At 38.2% G+C, this 25224-nt stretch carries 21 protein-coding genes, 2 tRNA genes and 1 riboswitch; of the genes, 5 read left to right on the top strand and 18 right to left on the bottom strand.

All coding sequences use genetic code 11. From position 1 onward, the window contains the following. The first annotated feature begins 7 nt into the window (after positions 1 to 7). Positions 8 to 1045 carry a cytochrome d ubiquinol oxidase subunit II gene (locus tag ACRPLQ_RS24470; protein WP_028411860.1) on the top strand — a complete coding sequence of 346 codons (1038 nt, stop codon included), beginning with the start codon at positions 8 to 10 and terminating at the stop codon, positions 1043 to 1045. 29 nt (positions 1046 to 1074) lie between these two features. Here ACRPLQ_RS24470 and ACRPLQ_RS24465 read toward each other — a convergent pair whose 3' ends face one another. The 3 genes from ACRPLQ_RS24465 to ACRPLQ_RS24455 are packed head-to-tail and all read right to left on the bottom strand — an operon-like array spanning position 1075 to position 2640. Then, positions 1075 to 1533 (bottom strand): flavodoxin, encoded by a 459-nt coding sequence (locus tag ACRPLQ_RS24465; protein WP_034271367.1) that lies wholly within the window; start codon positions 1531 to 1533, stop codon positions 1075 to 1077. 15 nt (positions 1534 to 1548) lie between these two features. Further along, on the bottom strand, positions 1549 to 2304 hold the full coding sequence (locus ACRPLQ_RS24460) for a hypothetical protein (RefSeq protein WP_432236305.1): 756 nt from the start codon (positions 2302 to 2304) through the stop codon (positions 1549 to 1551). A 54-nt stretch (positions 2305 to 2358) separates the two neighbouring features. Further along, entirely contained in the window at positions 2359 to 2640 is a 282-nt protein-coding gene (locus ACRPLQ_RS24455; protein ID WP_028411863.1) for a DUF2325 domain-containing protein, read from the bottom strand. Between the two features lie 207 nt (positions 2641 to 2847). On the opposite strand from ACRPLQ_RS24455, the gene ACRPLQ_RS24450 reads away from it, so the two are divergent. Together ACRPLQ_RS24450 and ACRPLQ_RS24445 are read left to right on the top strand one after the other, a co-directional pair. Beyond that, entirely contained in the window at positions 2848 to 3006 is a 159-nt protein-coding gene (locus ACRPLQ_RS24450) for a DUF1540 domain-containing protein (protein ID WP_013059558.1), read from the top strand. 66 nt (positions 3007 to 3072) lie between these two features. Continuing rightward, entirely contained in the window at positions 3073 to 3276 is a 204-nt protein-coding gene (locus ACRPLQ_RS24445) for a hypothetical protein (protein ID WP_013059559.1), read from the top strand. Positions 3277 to 3305: 29 nt separating this feature from the next. On the opposite strand, the gene ACRPLQ_RS24440 is transcribed toward ACRPLQ_RS24445, so the two are convergent. The 8 genes from ACRPLQ_RS24440 to ACRPLQ_RS24405 form a co-directional block, all read right to left on the bottom strand. Beyond that, positions 3306 to 4349, bottom strand: a complete 1044-nt coding sequence (locus tag ACRPLQ_RS24440; RefSeq protein ID WP_013059560.1) for a ribonucleotide-diphosphate reductase subunit beta — start codon at positions 4347 to 4349, stop codon at positions 3306 to 3308. A 16-nt stretch (positions 4350 to 4365) separates the two neighbouring features. Next, on the bottom strand, positions 4366 to 6609 hold the full coding sequence (locus ACRPLQ_RS24435; RefSeq protein ID WP_028411864.1) for a ribonucleoside-diphosphate reductase subunit alpha: 2244 nt from the start codon (positions 6607 to 6609) through the stop codon (positions 4366 to 4368). 133 nt (positions 6610 to 6742) lie between these two features. After that, positions 6743 to 6928, bottom strand: a riboswitch (cobalamin riboswitch). 278 nt (positions 6929 to 7206) lie between these two features. Continuing rightward, complete coding sequence (gene menC, locus ACRPLQ_RS24430; RefSeq protein WP_028411865.1) at positions 7207 to 8310, bottom strand: o-succinylbenzoate synthase; 1104 nt, start codon at positions 8308 to 8310, stop codon at positions 7207 to 7209. A gap of 3 nt (positions 8311 to 8313) precedes the next feature. Continuing rightward, on the bottom strand, positions 8314 to 9777 hold the full coding sequence (locus ACRPLQ_RS24425; RefSeq protein ID WP_165635085.1) for an o-succinylbenzoate--CoA ligase: 1464 nt from the start codon (positions 9775 to 9777) through the stop codon (positions 8314 to 8316). An 82-nt stretch (positions 9778 to 9859) separates the two neighbouring features. Continuing rightward, positions 9860 to 10678, bottom strand: a complete 819-nt coding sequence (menB, locus tag ACRPLQ_RS24420; protein WP_013085280.1) for a 1,4-dihydroxy-2-naphthoyl-CoA synthase — start codon at positions 10676 to 10678, stop codon at positions 9860 to 9862. Positions 10679 to 10694: 16 nt separating this feature from the next. Beyond that, positions 10695 to 11504 carry a 2-succinyl-6-hydroxy-2,4-cyclohexadiene-1-carboxylate synthase gene (gene menH, locus ACRPLQ_RS24415; protein WP_165635084.1) on the bottom strand — a complete coding sequence of 270 codons (810 nt, stop codon included), beginning with the start codon at positions 11502 to 11504 and terminating at the stop codon, positions 10695 to 10697. Between the two features lie 3 nt (positions 11505 to 11507). After that, the gene (gene menD / locus ACRPLQ_RS24410; RefSeq protein ID WP_033579580.1) at positions 11508 to 13262 is read right to left on the bottom strand and encodes a 2-succinyl-5-enolpyruvyl-6-hydroxy-3-cyclohexene-1-carboxylic-acid synthase; all 1755 of its coding nucleotides are present in this window, start codon (positions 13260 to 13262) and stop codon (positions 11508 to 11510) included. Further along, entirely contained in the window at positions 13249 to 14670 is a 1422-nt protein-coding gene (locus tag ACRPLQ_RS24405) for an isochorismate synthase (RefSeq protein ID WP_165635083.1), read from the bottom strand. Before ACRPLQ_RS24405 ends, menD begins: the two co-directional genes overlap by 14 nt. A 353-nt stretch (positions 14671 to 15023) precedes the next feature. On the opposite strand from ACRPLQ_RS24405, the gene ACRPLQ_RS24400 reads away from it, so the two are divergent. Next, on the top strand, positions 15024 to 15776 hold the full coding sequence (locus ACRPLQ_RS24400; protein WP_165635082.1) for a TraR/DksA C4-type zinc finger protein: 753 nt from the start codon (positions 15024 to 15026) through the stop codon (positions 15774 to 15776). Positions 15777 to 15870: 94 nt separating this feature from the next. Further along, positions 15871 to 16668 carry a TIGR00266 family protein gene (locus ACRPLQ_RS24395; protein ID WP_063248614.1) on the top strand — a complete coding sequence of 266 codons (798 nt, stop codon included), beginning with the start codon at positions 15871 to 15873 and terminating at the stop codon, positions 16666 to 16668. A gap of 38 nt (positions 16669 to 16706) precedes the next feature. On the opposite strand, the gene ACRPLQ_RS24390 is transcribed toward ACRPLQ_RS24395, so the two are convergent. From ACRPLQ_RS24390 to ACRPLQ_RS24360, 7 genes are all read right to left on the bottom strand, one after another. Beyond that, entirely contained in the window at positions 16707 to 19118 is a 2412-nt protein-coding gene (locus tag ACRPLQ_RS24390) for a glycogen/starch/alpha-glucan phosphorylase (protein ID WP_028411871.1), read from the bottom strand. A 13-nt stretch (positions 19119 to 19131) separates the two neighbouring features. Further along, positions 19132 to 20562, bottom strand: coding sequence for a glycogen synthase GlgA (gene glgA / locus ACRPLQ_RS24385; protein WP_028411872.1), 1431 nt, complete (start codon positions 20560 to 20562; stop codon positions 19132 to 19134). After that, positions 20559 to 21584, bottom strand: coding sequence for a glucose-1-phosphate adenylyltransferase family protein (locus tag ACRPLQ_RS24380; protein ID WP_025750736.1), 1026 nt, complete (start codon positions 21582 to 21584; stop codon positions 20559 to 20561). The genes glgA and ACRPLQ_RS24380 overlap by 4 nt, the downstream gene beginning before the upstream one ends. A gap of 22 nt (positions 21585 to 21606) precedes the next feature. Then, positions 21607 to 22758, bottom strand: coding sequence for a glucose-1-phosphate adenylyltransferase (locus ACRPLQ_RS24375; RefSeq protein ID WP_016765788.1), 1152 nt, complete (start codon positions 22756 to 22758; stop codon positions 21607 to 21609). Further along, positions 22709 to 24670 carry a 1,4-alpha-glucan branching protein GlgB gene (gene glgB / locus ACRPLQ_RS24370; RefSeq protein ID WP_033579577.1) on the bottom strand — a complete coding sequence of 654 codons (1962 nt, stop codon included), beginning with the start codon at positions 24668 to 24670 and terminating at the stop codon, positions 22709 to 22711. Before glgB ends, ACRPLQ_RS24375 begins: the two co-directional genes overlap by 50 nt. A gap of 294 nt (positions 24671 to 24964) precedes the next feature. Continuing rightward, positions 24965 to 25036, bottom strand: a tRNA-Glu gene (locus tag ACRPLQ_RS24365). Between the two features lie 20 nt (positions 25037 to 25056). Further along, positions 25057 to 25147 (bottom strand) — tRNA-Ser (locus ACRPLQ_RS24360). Positions 25148 to 25224: the final 77 nt, after the last annotated feature.

Genomic DNA, 25224 nt, shown 5'->3' with positions numbered 1-25224 from the left:
TGAGAATATGGGTGATTCATTACTAGCAATTACTGTAATATGGGGCTTCATTTTTATCTATGCTGTAATGGGAACGATGGACTTTGGAGCTGGTTTTTGGTCGATGGTCTATATTAACCGTACGAAAACAAATGCTACAGATGTAGCAAACAGATATCTATCGCCTACTTGGGAAGTAACCAATGTATTTATCGTTGCGATTGTTGTTGCGCTGTTTAGCTTTTTTCCGCGAGCTACATTTACGCTTGGAACAGTGCTACTAGTACCGGGGAGTATCATTTTACTTCTCTTATCTATTCGAAGCGGATTTTTAGTGTTTTCACACTATGCTGGCAGCTTCAAATATCGGAGAGCGTTGGTTTATGTATCTGGTATATCTGGTGTATTAATTCCTGCTTTTTTAATCGCCGTACTGCCCGTAAGTCAAGGTGGATTTATTGATGTAATTGACGGAACGCAGCGATTAAATTTAGCAAGAGTGTTTTCAAGTCCGCACGTCTATTCATTTATTGGTTTTGCCATTACCTCTTCCCTGTTTCTGTCGTCTCTTTTATTAGCAGATTACTCGAAGTCATCTGACGAAATGGAAGCTTATGCGGTCTATCGGCGCGATGCGCTCATTACAGGACCTCTTTCACTGCTAATGGCTATCTTTATTATGATTACAATGCAATCAGAAGCCAGCTGGTTATATGATAAAATGATGCAGTTTAAGCCTCTTCTTTACGGGTCTGTAGGTCTATTTGTAGTAGCTGGTATTGCTCTGCTGCTGCCTTCTCAAAAAGGAAAAGGAATGCCTCGTTTAGCCGTGGTATCAATCGTCCTTCAATATTTCTTAGCAAGTTACGTATACGGACGAAGTCATTTACCGTATGTCGTGTATCCAAACGTAACGATTGAGAATGGATTTACACATCCCGATGCGTTCCATTCGTTATTTATTGTGTATATTGTTGGCTTTGCGATTTTATTTCCTGGATTCTTTTATTTCTGGCGTCTATTTATGAAAGATAATAAAGAATACAGCAAAAAGAAGCCATATTAAAAACCCGGTCAGCACTTGACCGGGTTTTCTTATGAAGCAGCAGATTTTGCCACTACTTCAGCAAAGTCTTTAGCAAATACCTTACATTTTTCTACATCTTCTCCAAAGGGAGAAAGCTCGATTTTCAAACCAGGAACAGCTATATTTCCGTTGCGTCCCTTTATTTTTTCTTCAATTAAATCAACTGCTCCGCAAAAAACATCATATGATGAATCACCTGAACCAAATACAGCCATCTGCTTTTGACTGAGATCTATATCATCCATTTCATCATAAAGATCTAAAAAATCATCTGGCAGCTCTCCATCTCCCCACGTATAAGCTCCAAAGATAATAGATTCTGCCAATACAAGGTCCGAAGCATCAATGTCATATACTTCTGCTCGTTTCACATGCAATCCATGCTTGACTAATTCTTCTTCGATCAAATCGGCTATTGCTTCTGTGTTGCCTGACATACTCGCATAAGCTAGTAAGATTTCCTTCATGTAAATGACGCTCCTTTACACCAGCAGTGTGGGCCGCACATCCCCTTCTTCATCACATTCTTGCTTAAGAGGACAGTTTTTACACTCACTGGATGCATAGTTCTTTTGAAAATGTTTTGGTTCCATTAACACACTTTTGACAATATGTAGTTGAAGTATGGCTTTTTCATAATCGCCTGTTGCAATATAATAAGTTGTTGTTTCTCCGGTTAATAATGAATAAAAACGAATTTGTTCAGGAACCTTTTTAAAAGCTTGTTTCGAAAAAACGATAATAAAGTCTTTCATTGCGTTCTTCACTTCTTCATGGTCATCTAGAATGAATTTTGTTACCGTATAAGACTTCTCTGTCCATGCAGCAAAATCAATGGTCAGAGAAAGGTTGCTTTGAATTTCTTCTACATAAACGCTGTATTTCTCAAACACAAAAAGTGGTAGCTCCACATGTGTTTTCTCGCCTAAAAACCTCAGTAAATAATCACTTACTTTAGCTAACACATCGTAATAGTGAATGGGTGATGAAAACATATTTGGCTTTAGACGCCAATATTTTTCAATAAGCTGTAAAACATAGAGGTTTGAGCGATACTCAACTGGCTTGCTATAGTATGTTTTAATGATTTGATGGACGGTTACTTGAACATGCTGTTTCCAATCTATAGATGTCTTTTTCAAAAGAAGCTGCTGCTGATAAAATTTGTACGGACATCGAATAAATTGTTCGATGTGGTTATTGGAGAGTGTCTTTATATGCACTTTCATCGGTTCCATCTATGTCTCACCACCCTAATTGAAATTCATTCTCAATAATGATCAAAAATTAAATCATGAAATTTGCTCAATCACTTTACGAATAGCACTCCATGAATGTTTGACGAAATAAATTGGTTTTTGCTGTTTTTTTGCTTTCTCTTTAATGACTTTTGCCATATTGTGATTAATAAAATCCGTAATAACTAATACAAACCCAATATGTTCGGGAATTTCTCGCTTCACCATATTGCTTTTACGGCCATCTAAATGAATTACTTCATTAAACCCTTCTCCCGCTAGACGATCTGTAATATGCTTTAACCTGTCTCCTCCTACAACCATGACTGATGACATGTTTGTTCCCTCCCAATTAATTATTCATTTAATGATTTGACAACAACCTGTATTCTTTACTATATATACAGTTTAATTGAGAATGATTCTCTTTGTCAATGTTTAATTGATAAAAATTCTCAATTAAAATGAAAGTCTACCACCTTTCTTATAAGTTAGTTGAATTTTGACCATACTATAGCTATCACATACAAAGGAGGGTTAACGTTGGAACAAAACATTCTTTGTGAAGTAAATAACTGTCACTTTTGGAAAAATGGAAATCACTGCAGTGCAGAAGAAATTTACGTAGTAAGTCATAGCGGAAAACATGCAGCAAGCAGCTATGAAACAGACTGTAAAACGTTCAAGCCAACTGAAGCGTAACCCGCAAAAGGACAGCCTCTGGGTTGTCTTTTTTCTCTCTTCAAGATTATAAAAAAGGAGACTAGTATGAAGACTGAACAACTGATTCATTTTTTTAAAGAAGAAGCCATAAAAGCAAATGAACAAACCTTTCCAATCTATGTACAATCATTTACTCATTTATGGACATACAAATGGGGAACACTTGAAAACATTCCAGAAGAAATTGATGACTTAATTACCACACGTGCGTTAGAACTTGGACTTATTCACTTAAAAAAAGCTGACTAATCAATAAGGAAATTAGTCAGCTTTTGTGTTTATAGATCATCAAATCCATTTGCATCTGATGCTTTTGTATATTGTCGTGATTTCTGTTCAAAGAAATCGGTTTTCCCTAAATCTACCTCTTGATAAGCAATAATCCAACGAAGAGGATTTTCAATCGGTGCTTCTGGGAAAGCAGCTCGACCGAAGCCTAACTGATTACAGCGTTTATTCGCCATATATTCAATGTACTGCTGCAGTTCTTTCATCGTAATGCCGTCGAATTTTTCTCCAATAACAGATTCCGCCCATTCAATTTCAAGACGAGCTGCCTCTTGGAACGTTTCAACTACAAACGTTTCTAGCTCCTCCGTACGATAAGCTGGATTTTCATTTAGTACTTCCTTGAAAATCTTTTCAAATAACCCAACGTGAAGCTGTTCATCACGATTGATATAATTAATCATCGTAGATGTCGCCACCATCTTTTGATTTCTCGCAAGATTATAGAAGAACGCAAATCCGCTATAGAAGAAAAGTCCTTCTAAAATAACATCATATACCATAGACTTCAAAAAGTTTTCAACCGTTGCTTCTTCGCTAAATGCTTTATATCCGTTTGTAATAAAGTCATTTCGTGCGCGAAGCTTTTCGTCTGTACGCCAGTATTCAAATACTTCATCTTGTTTTCCTTTTGGTACAAGACTTGATAAAACATATGAATACGAATGATTATGAACCACTTCTTGCTGCGCTAAAATAATCATTAGAGCGTTAATCGAAGAATCGGTTACATAGTCAGCTACTTTGCTAGCATAATCTGATTGAATACTGTCCAGTAGCGCCAGCAGGCCAATAATTTTTAGAAAGCTCTCTTGTTCGTCAGCGGTTAACTGAGGGAACTGTTTAATATCTTGCCCCATATTAATTTCAAACGGCGTCCAGAAATTAGCTAGCATACGCTTGTATTTAGGGAACGCCCATGAAAATCGGACGTCATCCCAGTTTAGAATATTGGAGCTCTTGCCGTTGATGATTCCTGTCGAACGGTTCGGAGCTGTTTCGTTCATTAATTCTCGTTTTAACATGCTTGTCATCAATTATTCACTCCTTTTAACTATGACAGCTTTCACATTCTTCAATGACTTCACTTGATGTTGAACGTACGTAATAGGTCGTTTTTAATTTTTCTTTCCATGCCGTCATATGAAGATCCAGCAGCTCTTTTGCTCGGATATCATTTTGTACATATAAATTGAATGAAATAGATTGATCAATATGACGCTGGCGCTTGGCGTTTTGCTTAATGCTCCAGTGCTGATCAATTAAATAAACGGACTTATAATACCAGTTTGTTGCTGGCGATAAATCTGGTGCCGTCACTGGGATTTTATAGTTTTTCTTTTCCTCTGAATAAAACTTACGGAAAATCGGATCAATACTTGCCGTAGAACCCGCGATAATAGATGTTGATGAATTAGGTGCTACAGCCATTAAATATCCATTTCTTATCCCATTGCTTTGAACTTCGCTACGCAGTTCACTCCACGCTTCGCTCGTGTATTCACGTGTTTCAAAATAAGCGCCTGACTCAAAATCTGAGCCTTTAAATAATGGATATGCGCCTTTTTCTTTAGCTAAGTTCATGCTTGCCTGCACGGTTAAGTAAGAAATTTGTTCATACAATTCATCGCAATATGCTACCGCTTCATCTGTCTCCCATGCTATTTTCTTTAAGGCAAGCAAATGGTTCCAGCCAAATGTGCCAAGCCCTACTGCGCGGTACTTTTGATTCGTTAGCTTTGCTTGAAGTACCGGCAAATCATTTAACTCAATAACATTATCAAGCATGCGTACTTGAATTGGAATTAAACGTTCAAGTACATCTTCAGTTACGGCTCTCGCTAAGTTAATAGAAGAAAGATTACATACAACAAAATCGCCCGGATTCTTTGTAATAATAATTTTTCCGTCTTCCGTAATTTCCTCTGTTACGACCGTTGTACTTTGGTTTTGCGTGATTTCTGTACATAAGTTACTGCAGTAAATCATGCCCGCGTGTCGGTTTTGATTAGCTCGGTTAACCGTATCACGATAGAACATATAAGGAGTTCCGGTTTCAAGCTGCGAAAGCATAATGCGCTTGAAGATCTCAATAGCAGGCACTGTTTCTCTTGAAAGCTGTTCATTGTTTACACACTCAGCGTAACGAGTGCGGAACGAACCGCTGCCTTCTTCTTCATCATAAAAATCTTCTAACGAGTAGCCCATCAGCGTACGAACTTCGTGAGGATCGAATAAGTGCCAGTCTTCACGTGCTTCTACTTTTTCCATAAACAAATCTGGCAAACATACGCCAGTGAATAAATCATGCGTGCGCTGGCGTTCATCACCATTGTTCAAACGCGCGTCTAAGAATGAAAAAATGTCTTTATGCCAAACGTCTAAATATACGGCAATAGCTCCTTGTCGTTGACCTAGCTGATCGACACTTACAGCCGTATTATTTAGCTGTTTCATCCATGGAATTGTTCCTGATGATACGCCTTTAAAACCTTTTATATCACTTCCTCGGCTTCTAATATGACCGAGGTAGACACCAATTCCGCCTCCATTTTTACTAAGCGTGGCCAAATCTGTATTGCTATCATAAATACCGCGTAAGCTGTCATCAATCGTATCAATAAAGCAGCTAGATAGCTGTCCGTAGCTCTTTCCTGCGTTTGAGAGTGTTGGTGTGGCAACCGTCATATATAGACTAGAAAGCGCCCAGTACGCTTCTTTTACTAATGCTGTTCGATTTTCTTTCTTTTCTTGAGACATCAGCGTCATAGCAATGATAAGAAAACGTTCTTGCGGTAATTCGTATACACGCTTATCATGTGATGTCGCTAAATAGCGATCTGCTAATGTCAGCAATCCAATGTATGTAAATAAACGATCGCGTTCAGGAATAATGACTGAAGCAATTTCATTAATTTCTTCTTCTGTATATGTTTTTAATAGCTGTTTATTATAAATGCCGATTTTTGTTAGTTCTTGAATAAGCTGATAAAACGAACCGTACTTCTCTTTTTTATCATAACCTCGGTTGTCCGCTGCTTTTCGATATAGTTCGTTTAAGTAGACGTCTGCCGCCACGTACGTCCAATCTGGTTCTTCCATTGAAATACGCTCTAGGGCTGCCAAAATTAGTACGTTTGCAACCTTTTCGTCCGTCATATTTTCCTTTACTGTAACAGTTTGAATAACCTTTTCCTCATACAAAGAAAAATCAAGTTGCGTAAATTCTTTTTTTAAACGTTCAATATATGCAGTTAATTCATGTAGAATTGTAGGCTTTAATGTATTCACCATAAATATGGCTCCTCTCTTCACTTCAAAATAAAAAATCGCTCACCGTACCTCGGTGAGCGAATAGAACGAAGATAGAAGAAGACACTAAGTCTTTTCTCAATCCTCGCTCTACCCTCTCACCTCCCGAAGAAGATAAAACGACATAAAAAAGGCAGGTCTCCTGACTTATGCTTCTTTTTACTTTAAGGCCTTCCCATGATGTTTACTCACAGTGGATCTCCTTATTTCATCAGCATTCACAGTTGCGGGGACAGCTTTGGATTTTCACCAAATTCCCTTTTAAGTCTTTTTATCAGACACCTTTTTCACTGGAAAACACAAAATATAGTATTTTATTATTGTTTAACAAACAACATATTGTGTTATGTTATAAACACATTATATAGGACAACTTAGAAAACTATCAACCTATTTTCAAAAATAATTTTGTTTTTTACGATAAAATCCTTCGACTTTTTTCATCAAACTACTCCATCATAACATGTTTTGACACGCTTGATGGAACAATGTGCTCTTTTTAAAAAATTTGTCCTATTTTTCTACTAAACATTGCCAACATCAATAAAAAAACCGTTTTTCATAAAAAACGGTTTTTAATTATTTGTATTCTTTTTCAAATGCTGTGATTGTTTTGATAAACTTTTTATCAATATCGTATCCGATCCCCGGTTTTTCCTTCACCTTTATTACTCCGGCTTCTACCTCTACTTCGGGCTTAATAATATCTTTTTCCCAATAGCGAGACGACGCAGAAATGTCACCTGGTATCGTGAAAGAAGGCAGTGTGGCAAGGGCGATGTTATGAGCTCGTGAAATCCCGGCTTCTAACATTCCGCCAACCCAAAGCCTTACACCATGTAGGGCGCATAAATCATGAATTTTTTTTGCTACAGACATTCCGCCAACTCGACCGATTTTCACATTGATAATCTTGCAGCTTTTTTGTTCGATTGCATGACGTGCATCTTCATAGCTCACAATACTTTCATCTAAGCAAATCGGCGTCTTCATTTGCTTTTGTAATAATCGATGATCAAGGATATCATCCGAACTTAACGGCTGTTCGATCATCATTAAATTCAATTCATCTAGTTTTTTCAATGAATCACTATCGCTTAACGTATAGGCTGAATTGGCATCAGCCATAAGAGGAATGCTTGGAAATTCATCTCGAATTTGTTTCAGTAGCTCATAGTCAGCGCCTGGCTTAATTTTCACTTTAAAGCGCTTATAACCATCTTTCATATAAGTCTTTATTTGTTCTTTCATGATGGAAATATCATTTAAGCCAACTACCACTCCAGCTTCTACAGCAGGCCTTATTCCGCCAATTACTTCAGCTAAGGGCTTATTTTGGCGCTTTGCATACAAATCCCATACAGCACAGTCCAAAGCTGCTTTAGCCATGTTGTTCCGCTTTAGAGGTTTGAATAACTTTTGAACATCCTCTGGTTTTTGAAGCTGCTGGTGAAGAAGCGAAGGAATTAAAAAATCGTCTAACATATGAAAACATGTCTGAATCGTTTCTTCCGTATACCAAGGAGATGAAAAAGCAACGACTTCTCCCCATCCTGTAAATCCTTTTTCATCTTCTACTTCAAGCAAAATCAATTCTCGATCCTGGACCGTACCATAGCTTGTTGAAAAAGGAGAAAGAAGCTTCATGTCAATTTTATAAAGATGTACTTTTTTGATAATCATCGATTAAATTCCTTTCTGTATGAACGATGATAGCTTCCGGCGTATGATTTTATTAGAGGCCGTTCGCGGCAGCTCCTCTACTCGAACGAAATACTTTGGAAGTTTGTACTTTGCTAAAAATTGTTGAATGTGTAAAGATAACTCTTCATCTGAAACGTCTTCGTTTATAACAATGCATGCTGCAGGAACTTGTCCCCATTTTCCATCGGCTACTCCCGTTACACCGGCCTCTTTAACAGCGGGATGCTTCAACAAAACATTTTCAATTTCAGCTGGATATACATTTTCTCCACCTGAAATAATAAGGTCCGAGCGTCTGTCTAATACATATAGAAAGCCTTCTTCATCCACTTTCCCGATATCTCCTGTATAGAACCAGCCTTGTTGAAGGGCTTTTTTAGTAGCTTCAGGTTTATTTAAATATCCTTTTGTAACATTTGGACCTTTAACAATGATTTCTCCTGCTTCACGTGTTTCATTTCCATTCTCATCTACAATTTTCATTGCACACGGAAATAATGGTTTACCTGCTGATCCCAGTTTTCGCAAACTATCTTCAGGTGAAAGCGTAACGAACTGTGAAGATGTTTCTGTCATTCCATACGTTTGATAAACAGGAATTTCTTTATTCACACAAGCCTCTAAAATAGTAAGCGGTGCGGGTCCTCCTCCTAAAAGCATACAGCGAAATGTATTTGGATATTTACGTTCAGCTAATTCATCCAGCATATTCGATAGCATGGAAGTGACAACCGAAATAATTGTTACTCCTTTGTTTTCAATGGCTTCATTCACCGCTCTTGCTTCAAATCGTTCTTCTAAAATGATTTTCATTCCGTAAAAGACGCTCCGCATTAAAATGGATAATCCGCTAATATGAAACAAAGGAACCGCTATAAGCCAGCAGTCTTTTTCATTTAATCCTAAATTAAGCGCTGAACCAATAGAACTCCACCAGTGATTTCCATATGTCTGCAGCACTCCTTTTGGATTACCTGTTGTTCCAGACGTATACATAATGGTGAACGTCTCCTCGAGATTCCACGTTTTCTGAAAATACGTTTCTGTTTCTGGAGAACTTTTTAAAGAAGATAAAGGAAGCTGAGTAATGGAACTTTGGAACTCTCTCGTTAAAAATGCTTCATCCGTAATAAGCAACGACACGTTTGCATCTGTTAGCTGATAATTGATTTCTTCATTTGTCAAACGCGTATTGACGAGCAGCACCCGAGCGCCAATATAAGAAACCGCATGTAAAATCTCAATAAACTCCACGCTGTTTTTCATGCATAAAGCAATGGTATCACCTTGCTTTACACCGTTAAACGAAAGCTGCTGCGCTACTTTTTGAACACGCTTATGAAGCTCTTGAAAAGTAAGCAACGTTTGCGGTGTTTCTACCGCCACTCGGTTTGGCGTCAAATATGCTCTTTGCATAAGCCCATTAGGAATCGTTTGGCCACTCATAAATTTCTCTCCTTTTTATACTAATTAACTAAATCAAATTGAAAAAACAGCCTGATGATAATCACCAAGCTGTTTCAGCTGTTTAAGGGAAACGTGGGAACTGTTGGAAGTCTGGATTGCGTTTTTCCTTAAATGCATCGCGACCTTCTTTTGCCTCGTCCGTTGTGTAATAAAGAAGCGTTGCGTCACCCGCAAATTGCTGGATACCAGCTAAGCCGTCCGTATCAGCATTAAATGCTGCTTTTAAGAAACGAAGAGCGGTTGGACTTTTTTCTAACATCTCTTCACACCATTGAATTGTTTCAGCTTCAAGCTGTTCTAATGGAACGACCGTGTTTACTAATCCCATGTCTAGTGCTTCTTGAGCGTTGTACTGACGACATAAGAACCAGATCTCACGCGCTTTCTTATGGCCTACGATGCGAGCTAAGTAACCAGAGCCATATCCTGCATCGAAGCTTCCAACTTTAGGACCTGTTTGTCCAAAGACTGCGTTATCCGCTGCAATTGTTAAGTCACATACAACGTGAAGAACGTGGCCTCCACCAATTGCATAGCCTGATACCATTGCAACAACCGGCTTTGGAATTACGCGAATTAAACGCTGTAAATCTAGAACGTTTAGACGTGGAATTTCATCTTCTCCTACATAGCCGCCGTGACCGCGAACTCTTTGGTCTCCGCCTGAGCAAAATGCTTTATCCCCAGCACCTGCTAATACAATTACTCCAACGCTTGCATCGTCACGAGCATAAGCAAATGCATCGATCAATTCCATTACTGTTTTTGGACGGAATGCATTGTGCACTTCCGGACGGTTAATCGTAATTTTAGCGATTCCATTATATGTTTCGTATAAAATGTCTTCATACTGACGTACTGATGTCCATTCAACTGTCATCTTTATTTCCTCCTAATTATGTAGTAGCTAAGAACTCACTTACTATTCTACCAAAAATCTCGGGTTGTTCCACGTGAATTGCATGGCCTGTCCCTAAAATAATTTTAGAAGTAGCATTTGGTATTAATGTTTGCATTTCTTTGGAAATTAAACAAAACTTTTGATCTACTTCTCCTGTAATAAGCAAAATCGGCATCAACAGATCGTCCAGCTTCTTCCAAAGGGACGGCTGGACTCCTGTTCCCATTCCTTTCAAACTGTTGGAAAGGCCGATTTCTGTATGCGAAAGTCTTTCTTGACGCACCGCTTCTTGAACATAGCTAGGCAATTGCTTTTGAGAACGAAAAAGAGGGATTTCCTCCCAAAAGTTCACAAATTCTTCAATTCCATTTTTCACAATGCGGCTCGCCAGCTGCTCATCTTTTTCTTTTCTTAGCTTTTGTTCTTCTCGCGTTTTTAAACCAGGCGATGCGCTTTCTAATACCAACTTTTTCACAAGGTGTGGATATCGCTGAGCAAATGAGAGAGCAAGCCTTCCTCCCATCGAATATCCAATTACATTCACCTGTGATAGAGATAGCTGTTGAAGCAGCTCATGCAGTGCTTCAACAACTGCTTCCATTGAATATGGTTTGATTTCTTTCGGAGCTGCTGATTGGCCATGACCAATAATATCAACAGCAATCACTTGATAGTCTTTAACGAATTTCTTCATAAAGGTACGCCAGGTTTGAGAAGAACCGGTAAAGCCGTGAAGAAGCAGCAGCGGCTCTCCTTTTCCCTCGGTGTGCACATAGTAAGATACACCATTTAATTGATACATCATTGCTTATTCCTCACCGTTTGACAAATTTATTTCCTCGGAAACAAGTTTCCACAAACTGCGATGAGTCTCTACATTTTCTGTACGAGTTGTGCGAATCTCTACAACATGTAACCCGCCTTTTGTGAAAGCATGGTTCATTGCATGTCGAAATTCTTCCCAGCTGCTTGCTGAAGAAAATGTGCCATCATACAGACGAGTGGCATGCTCAAAATTCAATCCAGTTGGCGTACCGAATAAAAATTCAAAGTGCTTTTCTTGTTTTGACTGCGGTAAAAATGAAAAAATTCCTCCGCCGTCATTGTTAACTAGCACAACGGTTAAATTTAAATTATGCATCTTAGCTGCCAGCAGACCATTTAAATCGTGATAAAAAGATAGGTCACCAATAAATAAAACGGTGTGATCGTAAGCCGTGCTTACGCCTAGAGCAGACGAAACCACACCATCAATTCCATTTGCTCCTCGGTTTACAAAGAGTGGAATATCTTTTTCCGTATTTAAGAAGAAAGAATCAATATCTCGAACAGGCATTGAATTTCCAACAAACAAAGCCGTGCCTTCAGGTACTACATCCACAATTTCTTGAACTACTTGTCCTTCGAACCATTCCTGGCCAGAAGTTAATGTTTTGAGAGCCTGTGCAGTTTGAGCATTAATCTTTTTCCACAGACTCAGCCATGAAGTAGACTCCTCTTGATTTGCTGAAAGGCGCTTGATCAGTTCTTCACAAAATAATGTTTCATTGGCTTCGATCATTACTGTTGAACGTAAAGTAGGATCTCTCCAGCCTTTACCTTGGTCAACTACAAACATTTCTTTCGGCTCGTGTGCTTTTAAAAATTGCAATAGCGGTTTCGATACCGGCATCGCGCCAAAACGAATGACAACTTCGGGGTAAAAACGCTCATCAACCTTATCACTTTTTAAAAATGTATCATATGTCTCTATTACATTTTCTTTTGAATGCTTGCCGCTTCTTAATTGTGATAACGGATCTGCGAGCACCGGAAAGCTTAAAGCGTCAGCTAAACGGCATACGCTGTCTACTGCTTTTAAAGACATTTGATCTCCGCATATAATAAGTCCTTTTGTTGTTCCCTCTAGGCGCTTCGCAATTTCTTCGAATCCTTTTTCAGATAGAGATGCTTCTCCATGAATAGCAGCCACATATGATTTACCGCGTTTCCCCTGACTCCATAAATCTTCAATAGACAAATCTGGTACAATCGGTTCACGTAAAGGTACGTTAATGTGTACAGGACCGCTCGGTATAGCTTGAGCTGTATGAACAGCCCTTGAAGCTACTGTTCGAATATAACGATTCATATCTGCACTTTCTTCTGGTAAAGCTGTATCTACAAACCACTTCGCATACTGACCGAAAAGATGATTCTGATTAATTGCCTGCGGGGCACCTATATCCCTTAACTCGTGCGGCCGATCCGCTGTGATAACGACTAAAGGAATGCGTGAGTAGTGAGCTTCAATTACTGCAGGATAATAATTCGCTGCAGCTGTTCCAGATGTACATACAAGCGCCACTGGTTTTTTCTTTGCTTTTGCTATTCCTAGAGCAAAAAAGCCGGCAGAACGTTCATCAATGTTTAAGTGCACATGAATATCAGGGTGCTCAGCCATAAGCATCGCAATAGGCGTTGAACGTGACCCTGGACTGACCACTACTTCTTCAACATTTGCTTCTACTAATTCATCCACGAATGACGCAATATACGTTGTTAATGATTTAATGTGTTCCACGCATAATCCCTCCTAAAGCTGAAAGCATCGGGTTGAATTTAATTTTTGTTTCTTCATATTCACTTTCAGGCGTAGAATCTGCTACAATTCCACAGCCTGCAAATAAAACAGCTTCTTTTTGCTGAATAACAGCCGAGCGGATTCCTACTATAAATTCACCGTTTCCATTGATATCCATCCATCCTAAAGGAGCTGCGTACCACCCTCGGTCAAAGGATTCTAGCTTTCGAATAATAGGCAAGGCCTCCTGTTGAGGATATCCTCCTAACGCTGGTGTTGGATGGAGCTTTTGAATAAATGAAAATAGCGTCACATCTTCCTTTATACGCCCTTTCACAGGTGTATACAAATGTTGAATATGCTTTGTTTTATATAAACTTGGCTTACTTGGAATTTCTACTTCATAACAATAAGAATTCATCGCTTCTTTAATCATATGAACAACAACATCGTGCTCAATTAAGTTCTTAGGATCCTGAAGCAATTCCTCACCTAGTTCGTGATCTTCCTGCCTTGTCTTTCCTCTTGGAATCGAACCCGCTAAACAAGTGGAAAACACGTAATCTCCTTGTTTTTGTACTAGTCTTTCTGGGGAAGCGCCGATAAAATGCTGATGCTCTCCCTCTAAAATATATGTGTAGCTAGTTGGCTGTTCCTTTAACAGACGCTGAAGCACGTATTCAGTAGAAATATCTTCATTAAATTTTACTTTTAATTGGCGAGCAAGAACCACTTTCTCTATAACCTGTTGCTTAATTAAAGTAGTAGCTCTTTCAATATTTCCTTTAAATTTCTCTACCCCAATTTCTTCTTTTTCCAACAGCAAAGGTGAAATATGAGATTCCCCGTCGTACTCTTCACAAAGAACAAGTTTTTGGATCTCTTCGAAATAATTGATGTGCTCTTTTACAGAATCTTGTCCTTTAACCATCATATTAACGGTAAGATATCCTTCTTTATTTACCTGGGTATATAACACAGTTGGAATCATAAATTTTGAACTCGGGAAATCACTCCAATAGTTTTCTCGATACTGATTTGGGTCAAATGAAAATCCTCCAAATAAAAGAGGACCTGTCCCATCAGGGAAAATTTGGTTATTTTTATAAAAGTCTTCTTTTATAAAGCGCTTCCATTCATTTTCAATGTGGAAATAACGTTCTTTTGCCGCATTGGTGCAAATAGTATGCGCATATCCTAGTCCAACAAATGTATAATAACTGTTGGGATCTTTCCAAAAAAAGCGTTCTTTATAAAACTGGTCATGTCCGTTCGCATAAAAAATAAGGGGGTCAATAGGTCTTACTTTTTTCACTAAACTGACCAATTTTGGCTGATTTTCATTTTTTGCACACTCAATCGCATCTTTAATGTATTCTTGTACTAACTGTTCGGTCGTTGCAATCACACTACGTCCCCCCGTTCATCTTTTTTTCTTAAGTCTGTAACTAACTTATTATAAACTTTCAGTTCAAAAAAATCTAGCATCGCGATTCATGAGCAAAAATTAATTTCGCTTGTCTAAATTACGCCTTTTCAGTAAACCAATAAAAAAATCTTTATGATCTATTTAGTACTCTTTAGCCCTCAAGAATGTTATTTTTATCATACCCTTTTCTATAACCTTTACCTTTCTTTAATTTTCCACTCCATTTCTCTCTTAGCTTCATGAATACCCCAAATCCTCCTAATATGAATCGTGTTTTTTTGAATTTTTAACACATACTACAAAAGCACACTAAATTTTTAAGGGGGAGCTTCATGACACTTTCAAAACAAGAAATCAGTCAGTTAAAACAAAATTTACAGCAGCAGCAGGCTGATATTCAATCGCACTTTGATCAAAATGATCATTTTGGTCTAACTCGAAGCGACGCTCACGATTCTGTAGGAGAACTTTCAAGCTACGATAACCACCCTGGTGACACAGCCACAGAAACATACGAGCGTGAAAAAGACCTTGCACTAAATGAACATGCAAAACAAGAGCTACATGAAATAGAAGAAGCACTGCAGGCAATCGCTCACAGCACGTATGGAACATGCAAAGTATGTGGAGCAGATATCTCGTTTGAAAGACTTCAGGCTGTACCAACTACTTTATACTGTAGAGAACATAGCCCATCACAGGATATTCCAAAGCACAGACCTGTAGAAGAAAATGTTCTCCATCACCCATTTGGTCAATACGACTATGACGATACCGAGACGACAGGATACGACGCAGAAGATTCTTGGCAAGACGTTGCGCGTTACGGGACGTCTGAATCTCCTTCTGATTTTATAGAAGATACGTCTAACTATAGTGAAACCTATATTGAGGCGGATGAAGCTATTGGGTACGTTGAAGATTATGAAAACTTTGCCGCTACCGATTTATATGGACAGCCTCTTCCTATTTATCCTTCAAAAGAGCATGAGCGATATGAAAATGCACTGGATGAAGAAGGTACGATGACCATATTTGGAGATTTACCGGCCTATGAGAAAGATCCATACACTGAAAAGGAGTAGTTCTTCATACTACTCTTTTTTCTATTTTTAGTAGGAGCTATGGGAGATGACATCGAATGAATAGGAGATTAGAATTAATAATGAGGTGAACATAATGAATGCACATGAAATTGATTATAAATTGTATGGAGATGACATGCAGTTTGTTGAAATTGAATTAGATCCTTCAGAAAGTGTGATAGCAGAAGCTGGAGGAATGATGATGATGGAAGATGATATTGAGATGGAAACCATTTTTGGTGACGGTTCTTCCTCCAACAGCAGCGGACTTTTTAATAAACTAAAAGGTGCTGGGAAACGCGTATTAACTGGTGAAAGTTTATTTATGACGGTATATACAAATAACGGATATCACAAGCGAAAAGTATCTTTCGCTTCACCTTTTCCAGGTAAGATTATTCCTGTCCATTTAGAGCAGCTCGATCATAAAATTATTTGTCAAAAAAGCTCCTTTTTATGCGCTGCCAAAGGCGTATCCGTTGGTATTGACTTTCAAAAAAAACTAGGAACGGGCTTCTTTGGCGGTGAAGGTTTTATTATGCAAAAATTAGAAGGCAATGGCCTCGCATTTTTGCATGCAGGCGGCACCATTCATAAGAGACAGCTGCAGCCGGGTGAACGCCTTCGTGTGGATACTGGCTGTTTAGTGGCCATGACCCGTGATGTAAATTACAACATCGAGTATGTAGGGAAAATTAAAACAGCTCTGTTTGGAGGAGAAGGCATGTTTTTTGCTACTCTGTCAGGACCGGGAACAGTTTGGATTCAATCTCTTCCTTTTAGTCGACTAGCCGATCGCGTTTTATCAAGTGCAGTTTCACCAACGGGAGGTAAAGGCGAAGGCAGTATCCTTGGTTCTTTAGGTGATTTCTTAAACGGTGATAACAGATAAAATAAAAAAGGTGTAGTCGTTGACTACACCTTTTTTATTTATTGATTTAATAAATTTTTAGTGGAATGAATTCCCCAAATATCAGATGCATATTCCTCAATCGTTCGGTCACTAGAAAAAAAGCCGGAATGTGCAATGTTCGTCGCACTCATTTGAAGCCATTTATTTTCATTTCCATAAGCTTCGTTTACTTTTTGCTGTGCCGTAACATATGAGTCAAAGTCACGGAGTACGTAGTATTCATCATTTTGCATTAATAATGAATCATATATAGGCTCGAATAAGTCATATGTGTCAGGTAAGAAGCCGTTTGTGAGCTGCTCGAGCACTTGTCGAATCCGCTTATCATGATGGTAATAATCATAGGCACGGTATCCTCCATTTTGCTGATAGCTCAATACTTCTTCGGCTTTTAACCCAAAAATAAAGACATTATCTTTTCCTACTGCCTCGCTAATTTCGACGTTCGCTCCGTCCATCGTACCAAGAGTTAACGCTCCGTTCATCATGAATTTCATATTTCCCGTTCCCGAAGCTTCTTTGCTGGCGGTTGAAATCTGTTCGCTGACATCCGCTGCAGGAAAGATATACTCAGCAAGTGACACTCGATAGTTTTCTAAAAAAACGACTTTTAAAAACGGTGATGTTTGTGGATCATGATTGACAACATCAGCTACAGAATTAATTAGCTTGATGACTTTTTTTGCATAATAATAGCCGGGAGAAGCTTTCGCACCAAAAATAAATGTACGAGGCACGATTTGAAAATTAGGGTCTTCTTTTAATCGATTGTACAAATACATAATGTGCAGTACATTTAAAAGCTGTCTTTTATAAGCATGAAGCCTTTTAACCTGTACATCAAAAATAGAATGTGAATCTATTTTAATTCCCGTTTGCTCTTGAATAATATCGGCAAGCAGCTTTTTACGCTGTTGTTTTACTGTTTTTAGTCCTTGTAAAAAGCTTGGATCTTCCACATACTCTTGGAGCTTTATAAGAGAATGCGGCTGTTTAATCCATTTATCTCCTATCACCTCGGTAATAAGAGAGGAAAGCTGCGGGTTAGCTTTTAACAACCAGCGCCGGTGGGTAATTCCATTCGTTTTATTGTTAAATTTAGCAGGATAAAACTGATAAAAATCTTTCATTTCTCGTTCTTTTAAAATATCAGTATGAATCTTTGCCACGCCGTTTACTTTATAACTTCCCACAATTGCTAAATGAGCCATCTTTACTAGCCCGTGCGCTAAAATAGCCATATTTTCAATCCGCTGCCAGTCTCCTGGATATGCTTCCCATAATTCTTTACAAAAGCGCTCATTAATTTCTTCAATAATCATATACACTCGTGGAAGCAAGGGTTGAAATAAATCAATCGGCCATTTCTCAAGGGCTTCAGAAAGAGTCGTATGGTTTGTGTATGAAATGGTATTGGACGTAATATGCCATGCATCTTCCCATTCCATTTTTTCTTCATCCAGTAAAATTCTCATTAGCTCAGGAATCGCAAGTACAGGATGCGTATCGTTAATATGAATGGCTACTTTTTCGTGAAAGTTTGTAAGTGTTTGATAGGTATTTCGATGTGCTCTGATAATACTTTGTAAGCTAGCTGACACAAGAAAATATTGCTGTTTCAACCTTAATATTTTACCATCTTCATGTGTATCATCCGGATATAAAAATTCTGATACAGCCTCTGTTTGACGCTTATACTCCATCACATCTTTATGTACTGGAAATGATGAAGGCTCCGCATTCCAAAGGCGAAGTGTATTCACTGTATCTGTTTTATACCCGATAACCGGGATGTCATAAGGAACAGCAGAGACGGGTTCTCCTTTTACATGACGAAAAGAGAATGTTCCGTCTTCCTGTACCATTTCAACTTCGCCCCAAAAGTTCACTTCGATTGCTTGATCTAATTTGCGTACTTCCCATGAATTCCCATGCCTTAACCATTGTTCTGGGAGCTCAATTTGAAAGCCGTTTACAATCTTTTGATCAAACAAACCGTGTTTATAGCGAATCCCATAACCGTGACCAGGAAGATTAAGTGAAGCAAGAGAATCTAAAAAACAAGCAGCAAGCCTGCCTAATCCCCCGTTTCCTAATCCTGCGTCTACTTCGATTTCCTCAATATTTTCAAGTGAAATATTCAGATCACTTAATCCTTCTTTTACAACTTCCCGAATTCCTAAGTTCAACAGATTTTGACCCAACAGTCTGCCTAATAAAAATTCGATAGAAAGATAATACACTTGCTTTGTATGTGAAGACCTATGAATTTCATTGGTTGAAATCCAATCGCTGCTAATATACTCTCGCACCATATTTCCTAATGTATGATAGTGATCTTGAACAGTAGATTCTTTAAAGCTCTTTCCATATGTCATTTCCAGCTTTTTTAAAAAAGCCTCTTGAAAGCTTTTTTTATCAGAGAACAATCTGCTCACCCTTTCACGATGGAGTAGATGTCAAATTTGAATACAATTGATTATATTTAAATGCCGATTGCCCCCAGCTATAATCCTGACTCATAGCATCCATCATTAATTTTTTCCATACATCTTTCTGGTGATAAAATGAAACAGCTCTTTCTAACGTATGAAGCATGTCATGAGCATTATAATTCTTAAAAGAGAAGCCATTTCCCTCTCCGCTATATTCATTATAAGCTTTGACCGTGTCATTCAGGCCGCCCGTTTCACGCACGACTGGAATGGTTCCATACTTTAAGGCTATTAATTGTCCGAGTCCGCAAGGCTCAAAACGGGAAGGCATTAAAAATAAATCCGTACCGGCATAAACTTTATGAGCGAGTTCCTCATTAAAACCAATAATGGCTTTTACTTGTTGCGGGTACGTATCTTCCATCTCACGGAAAAACTGCTCAAACTCGTGTTCGCCAGTTCCTAAAATAACAATTTGGGCTCCTAAGTTAACCGTCTCATGGAAAACGTGCTTGACTAAATCCAATCCCTTCTGCTGGGTTAACCTTGTAACCATCGAAATAATTGGAACATCGTTATTTTCCTCTAATTCAAGATAGCGCTGGAGCTCTTTTTTATTTTTATATTTTCCTTCAATCTCTTCTACAGAATAAGGATAAGATATAAGCTGATCTGCGTCTGGGCTATAAGCTTCTTCATCGATTCCATTTACAATCCCAATTAAATCTTGATTTCGCTGACGCAATAATCCATCTAAACTTTCTCCGTAATAGGGCATTTGAATTTCATCTCGATATGTAGGACTTACCGTGGTAATTTTATCAGCTGATACAAGAGCCGCTTTCATAAAATTAATATTCCCATAAAACTCGAGCTGGCTTGTAGTAAAATAATAATCATTTAAATTTAATAGCTCATATAAATTGCTTTTAGGGAAAATTCCTTGGAATTGCAAGTTATGAATCGTAAAGACCGTCTGGATATGATCATACATATCATAATTAGCACGAAGTAAAAATGGAATCATAGCCGTATGCCAGTCGTGACAATGAATGATATCAGGCTCATTCTCTAAAAATGGGATAGCTTCAAGCACAGCTCTGCTGAAGAAAGCAAATCGTTCAGCGTCATCGTAGTGCCCATATAAGCTATCTCTTTTAAAATAATATTCATTATCAATGAAAATATATTTAACGCCATCCATCGTTAACGATTCAATCCCGCAGTACTGTCTTCTCCACCCAACCTGCACATGAATAACTTTTTCAAGCACCATTTCATCTTGATAATGTTGAGGAATGGTTCCGTACTTTGGCATGACTACACATACGTTCGTTCCTAACTTTTTTAATTCTTTAGGCAGGGCACCTGCTACGTCTGCTAATCCTCCTGTTTTAATAAAAGGTACACATTCTGATACAGCAAATAATACATTCACGACTTCATCAACGCTCCTTGAGTTGTTCCTTTAGCAATGACTCTAGGTAGACCTGACTCACCTAGCAACGTTTCATTACTTCCTATTTTCACATCTTTGTCTAAAACAACATTTTCTAATACACTATTTTCTAAAATAACGCCTTTTTGCATCACAATGCTATTCTTAACGACCGTACCTTTTCCAATTTTAACGCCTCGGAAGATAATACTATTTTCCACATGTCCTTCAATCACGCACCCGTTTGCGATCATTGAGTTTTTCACAACCGCTTTTTTTGCGTAACGAGTAGGCGGTTCATCTTTTACTTTAGTGAAAACAGGACGTTCGTTGATAAATAACTGCTTCCAAACATCTGGAGATAAAATTTCCATACTTGTTTTATAGTAGGCATCTAAGCTAGAAATCTCAGCCGTATATCCATGGTGCTCGTACTTTTCTACACGATGAGATTGTGCCATATATCGAACCATTTCTTTAATCGTATAAAAATCATGCGATTCATTTTGCAAAATATTAACTAGAATAGATTTATTAATAATATACATATTAAGCGATTTATCACCCTGCTTCATTTCAGTAATATCTGCATTTGAAGCAATATGACGCTGCAGCACGTGCTCAAAGTCAACTGTACATATCGTATAACTATTAGCAATTAATACGTATTCCTGCTTACTTCTTAAGAAATAATCAATATGATAACGGAACTGCGTGAATAGTGATGGACTCTCTAAGTGTAAATCACTTGTCATAGGAGGGAAGATAAACAATCCATCTCGCTTCCGATCCAAATCCCATTCTTTTCCTGAACCTATATGATCCATCAATGCGCGATAGCGATCACGAGGAAAAATGGCAACGCTCGAAATTCCAGAGTTCACCATATTAGAAAGCGTAAAATCGATTAATCGATAGCGCCCTGCAAAAGGAATGGCAGCAATCGATCTATAAAAGGTTAAAGGCTGCAGCGCTGTTGTGTTTGTACAAGCATCAATAATACCAAGCATTTGATTATTCAATGTCGTTCATCCTCTCTGTTCGTTAAATGCATTTAGCAACTGATTCAATCAATTCTTGAGTAACAAGAATTACTTCTTCGCTTCCTTTGGTCGGTCGAATGATAGTACCGTCTGGAACTTCAATGTCCGATGGAACAATTGCGTTTTCAATATATACGTTAGAGCCTATCTTTGCAGTAGGCATGACAACCGTTTTCTTAACTTCAGAACCTGAACCGATTTGTACACCTGGAAATAACACGGACTGCTCTACGTTTCCTTCGACAACGCACCCTTCATTTACTAATGACTCCACCACGCAGGCGTTTGGCGCAATATATTGAGGAGGCTGATTAGGGTTAACAGAGTATACTTTCCATGAAGAGTCAAATAAATTAAGCTCGTCTTTATCACATAACAAATCCATATTCGCTTCCCATAAGCTTTTTACAGTTCCTACATCTTTCCAATAACCTTGGAATGGATATGCAATTAGCTTTTTCTTTTCATCTAGTAAAAGCGGAATAACATCTTTACCAAAATCATGGCTTGAGTATGGATTGCGTGCATCCATTTCTAAATATTCTTTTAAAATACTCCATTTAAAAATATAAATCCCCATAGAAGCTAGATTATTTTTAGGACGCTGTGGCTTTTCATCGAACTCCATTACATCTAGGTCACTATTTGTATTTAAAATACCAAAACGGCTCGCTTCTTCCCAAGGTACTTCAATAACAGAAATCGTTACATCTGCTTCTTTGTTTATATGATAATCAAGCATATTTTCATAGTTCATTTTATAAATGTGATCACCTGATAGAATCAGTACGTACTCAGGATCATATTGTGTCAAATAGTTTAAATTTTCATAAATAGCGCTAGCTGTGCCTTTATACCACTTTACTCCATCTGACTCCGCGTATGGAGGCAATACTGTGACGCCACCATTCCGTCGGTCCAAATCCCAAGCGCTTCCAATTCCAATGTATGAATTGAGAACTAGCGGTTGATATTGTGTTAATACACCCACTGTTTCAATACCTGAATTTGTACAATTACTTAAAGCAAAATCAATAATTCGATACTTACCACCAAATGGTACAGCTGGCTTTGCTAGATTTTTTGTAAGCGAACTTAGCCGACTACCTTTTCCTCCTGCCAATAACATCGCTACGCATTTCTTTTTTAACATGTTGTTTTCTCTCCCCTCGTTTTCTCTTTGCTCGTAGTATACTAATGCCAAACGGCGGAATATTCATTTCAATGCAAAAAGGTTGACCGTGAAACGATTCATCCACTGATTTTAATGCCTTTTTATTTACAATGCCTGAACCGCCGTACACTTCGTCATCACTGTTAATAACTTCAATGTACTCTGTCTCAACTGGAACTCCAACTTTGTAAGAATGATATGGATGCTCAGAAAAATTGCTAACAACTATAAAAATCTCCTGATTTTCTTTCGACTTGCGAATAAAGGAGAAAATTTGTTGATGATGATTGTTAACATCAATCCATTCAAATCCATCTGGATTATGGTCTAATTCATATAAAGGCTTGCTTCTTTTATAAATCTTGATGAGATCCTTCATATATCCGTTAAGATTGCGATGCATGTCAAAGTCATAAAGCATCCAGTCTAACTCTTCTAAATCTTTCCACTCATCAAATTGGCCAAACTCTCCGCCCATAAATAAAAGCTTTTTTCCAGGGTGTGCAAAGAAATATCCATATAGCAGTCGAAGCTGTGCAAACTTGCGCCAGTAATCACCTGGCATCTTATTAAGCAATGATTTTTTCCCATGTACGACTTCATCATGAGAAAGCGGCAAAATAAAGTTTTCGTTAAACGCATACATTAGTGAAAAGGTCATTTTATCGTGAAGATAGGGACGTCTTTCCACTCCAGCTTCCATGTACGTTAAAACGTCATTCATCCATCCCATGTTCCACTTATAATTAAAGCCTAAACCGCCCTCATACGTAGGTGCTGTAACAAGGGGCCAATCCGTTGAATCTTCTGCCATCATTAATATCGTTTCATCAGATTTAAAAACAGCTTCATTCAATTTTTTTAAGAAGCTGACAGCTCCATCATTTACTGCTTTTCCAGAAGAATTTTGCCAATAAAGCATATTAGCTACAGCATCTACTCGAAATCCATCTATGTGGAAGTACTCCAACCAAAACAAAGCGTTCGAAATGAGAAAACTTTGTACTTCAGGCTTGCCTAAATCGAAATTAGCTGTTCCCCAAACATAGTTTTCACGGTCGGGTTCTTTTTTGTATTCATAAGTAGGTTCTCCATCGAACATATACAGACCATGTTCATCCTTACAAAAATGCCCGGGTACCCAGTCTAAAAGAACGCCTATATTATTTTGATGACACTCATCTATAAAGTTCATCAACTCTTTAGGTGTACCGTATCGACTGGTAGCAGAATAGTATCCAGTTCCTTGATATCCCCAGGATCGGTCGAGCGGATGCTCAATGACTGGTAATAACTCAATATGTGTAAAACCTTGTTCAGCAATATAAGGAATAAGCTCCTGTGCTAATTCACTGTATGTATAAAGGCTGCCATCTTCATGAGTCCTCCAAGACCCTGCATGCAGCTCGTAAATACACAGTGGTCTTTCATATATATTTTGCTGTTTTTTCTTTCTACGCCAATATTGGTCGTTCCATTTGTACCCATCCAATGAGTAAACAATAGACGCAGTGTTTGGACGCACTTCACTGAAGAAAGCGTATGGATCTGCTTTTAATTTTTTTTGATTGCTTTGTGTGATGATTTCATATTTATAAATAGTCCCTTGTTCTAATTCAGGGATAAATGTCATCCAAATACCTTCTTCATTAACTTTAACCATTGAATGTTGAAAACCGTTCCATTTATTAAAATCACCTACAACGCTTACACCCTTTGCATGAGGTGCCCACACGCAAAATCGTACGCCTTCAATTCCTTCTACCGTTACCTGATGCGCACCGAAAATAGAGTAACTGCGAAATAAGTTTCCTTCGTGATACAAATGAACATCAAATTCAGTAGGCTGAACCGCTAGATTCACTTTTGCCACCCCTTTAACTTCAAACATAATATACGCACATAATATACGCTTCTTACCACTCATTCCCTTTTATAGTAAAAACATAAACCTTTTCTACAAATATAATAGAATAAATGTTCTTTAAAATTACTCTTTATTCCATACTCTTCATACTTTATTACTTTATGAATAATTCCATATGATATAGGGAAAATCCTGCTTAAAACTTACTTTTTATTCTGAAAATTCATGGTAATTATTCCTAACTATTATTCCTGTTTACTTAATCTTTAAAAAAGCGCAAATAAAAAAAGGTTTGCATATATGCAAACCTTTTTAAGATGACCCGTACGGGATTCGAACCCGTGTTACCGCCGTGAAAGGGCGGTGTCTTAACCGCTTGACCAACGGGCCATATTTAAATTTAAAACGACTGGCGGAGAAGGAGGGATTTGAACCCTCGCGCCGCTTACACGACCTACACCCTTAGCAGGGGCGCCTCTTCAGCCACTTGAGTACTTCTCCGTATGGCTCCACAGGTAGGACTCGAACCTACGACCGATCGGTTAACAGCCGATAGCTCTACCACTGAGCTACTGTGG

Origin of the sequence: Priestia sp. TRN 1309 (genome assembly GCF_050846875.1) — a bacterium.
Lineage (GTDB): Bacteria > Bacillota > Bacilli > Bacillales > Bacillaceae_H > Priestia > Priestia zanthoxyli.
Note: the sequence above shows the minus strand (reverse complement) of the source record. Positions and strands in the feature narration are given on the sequence as shown.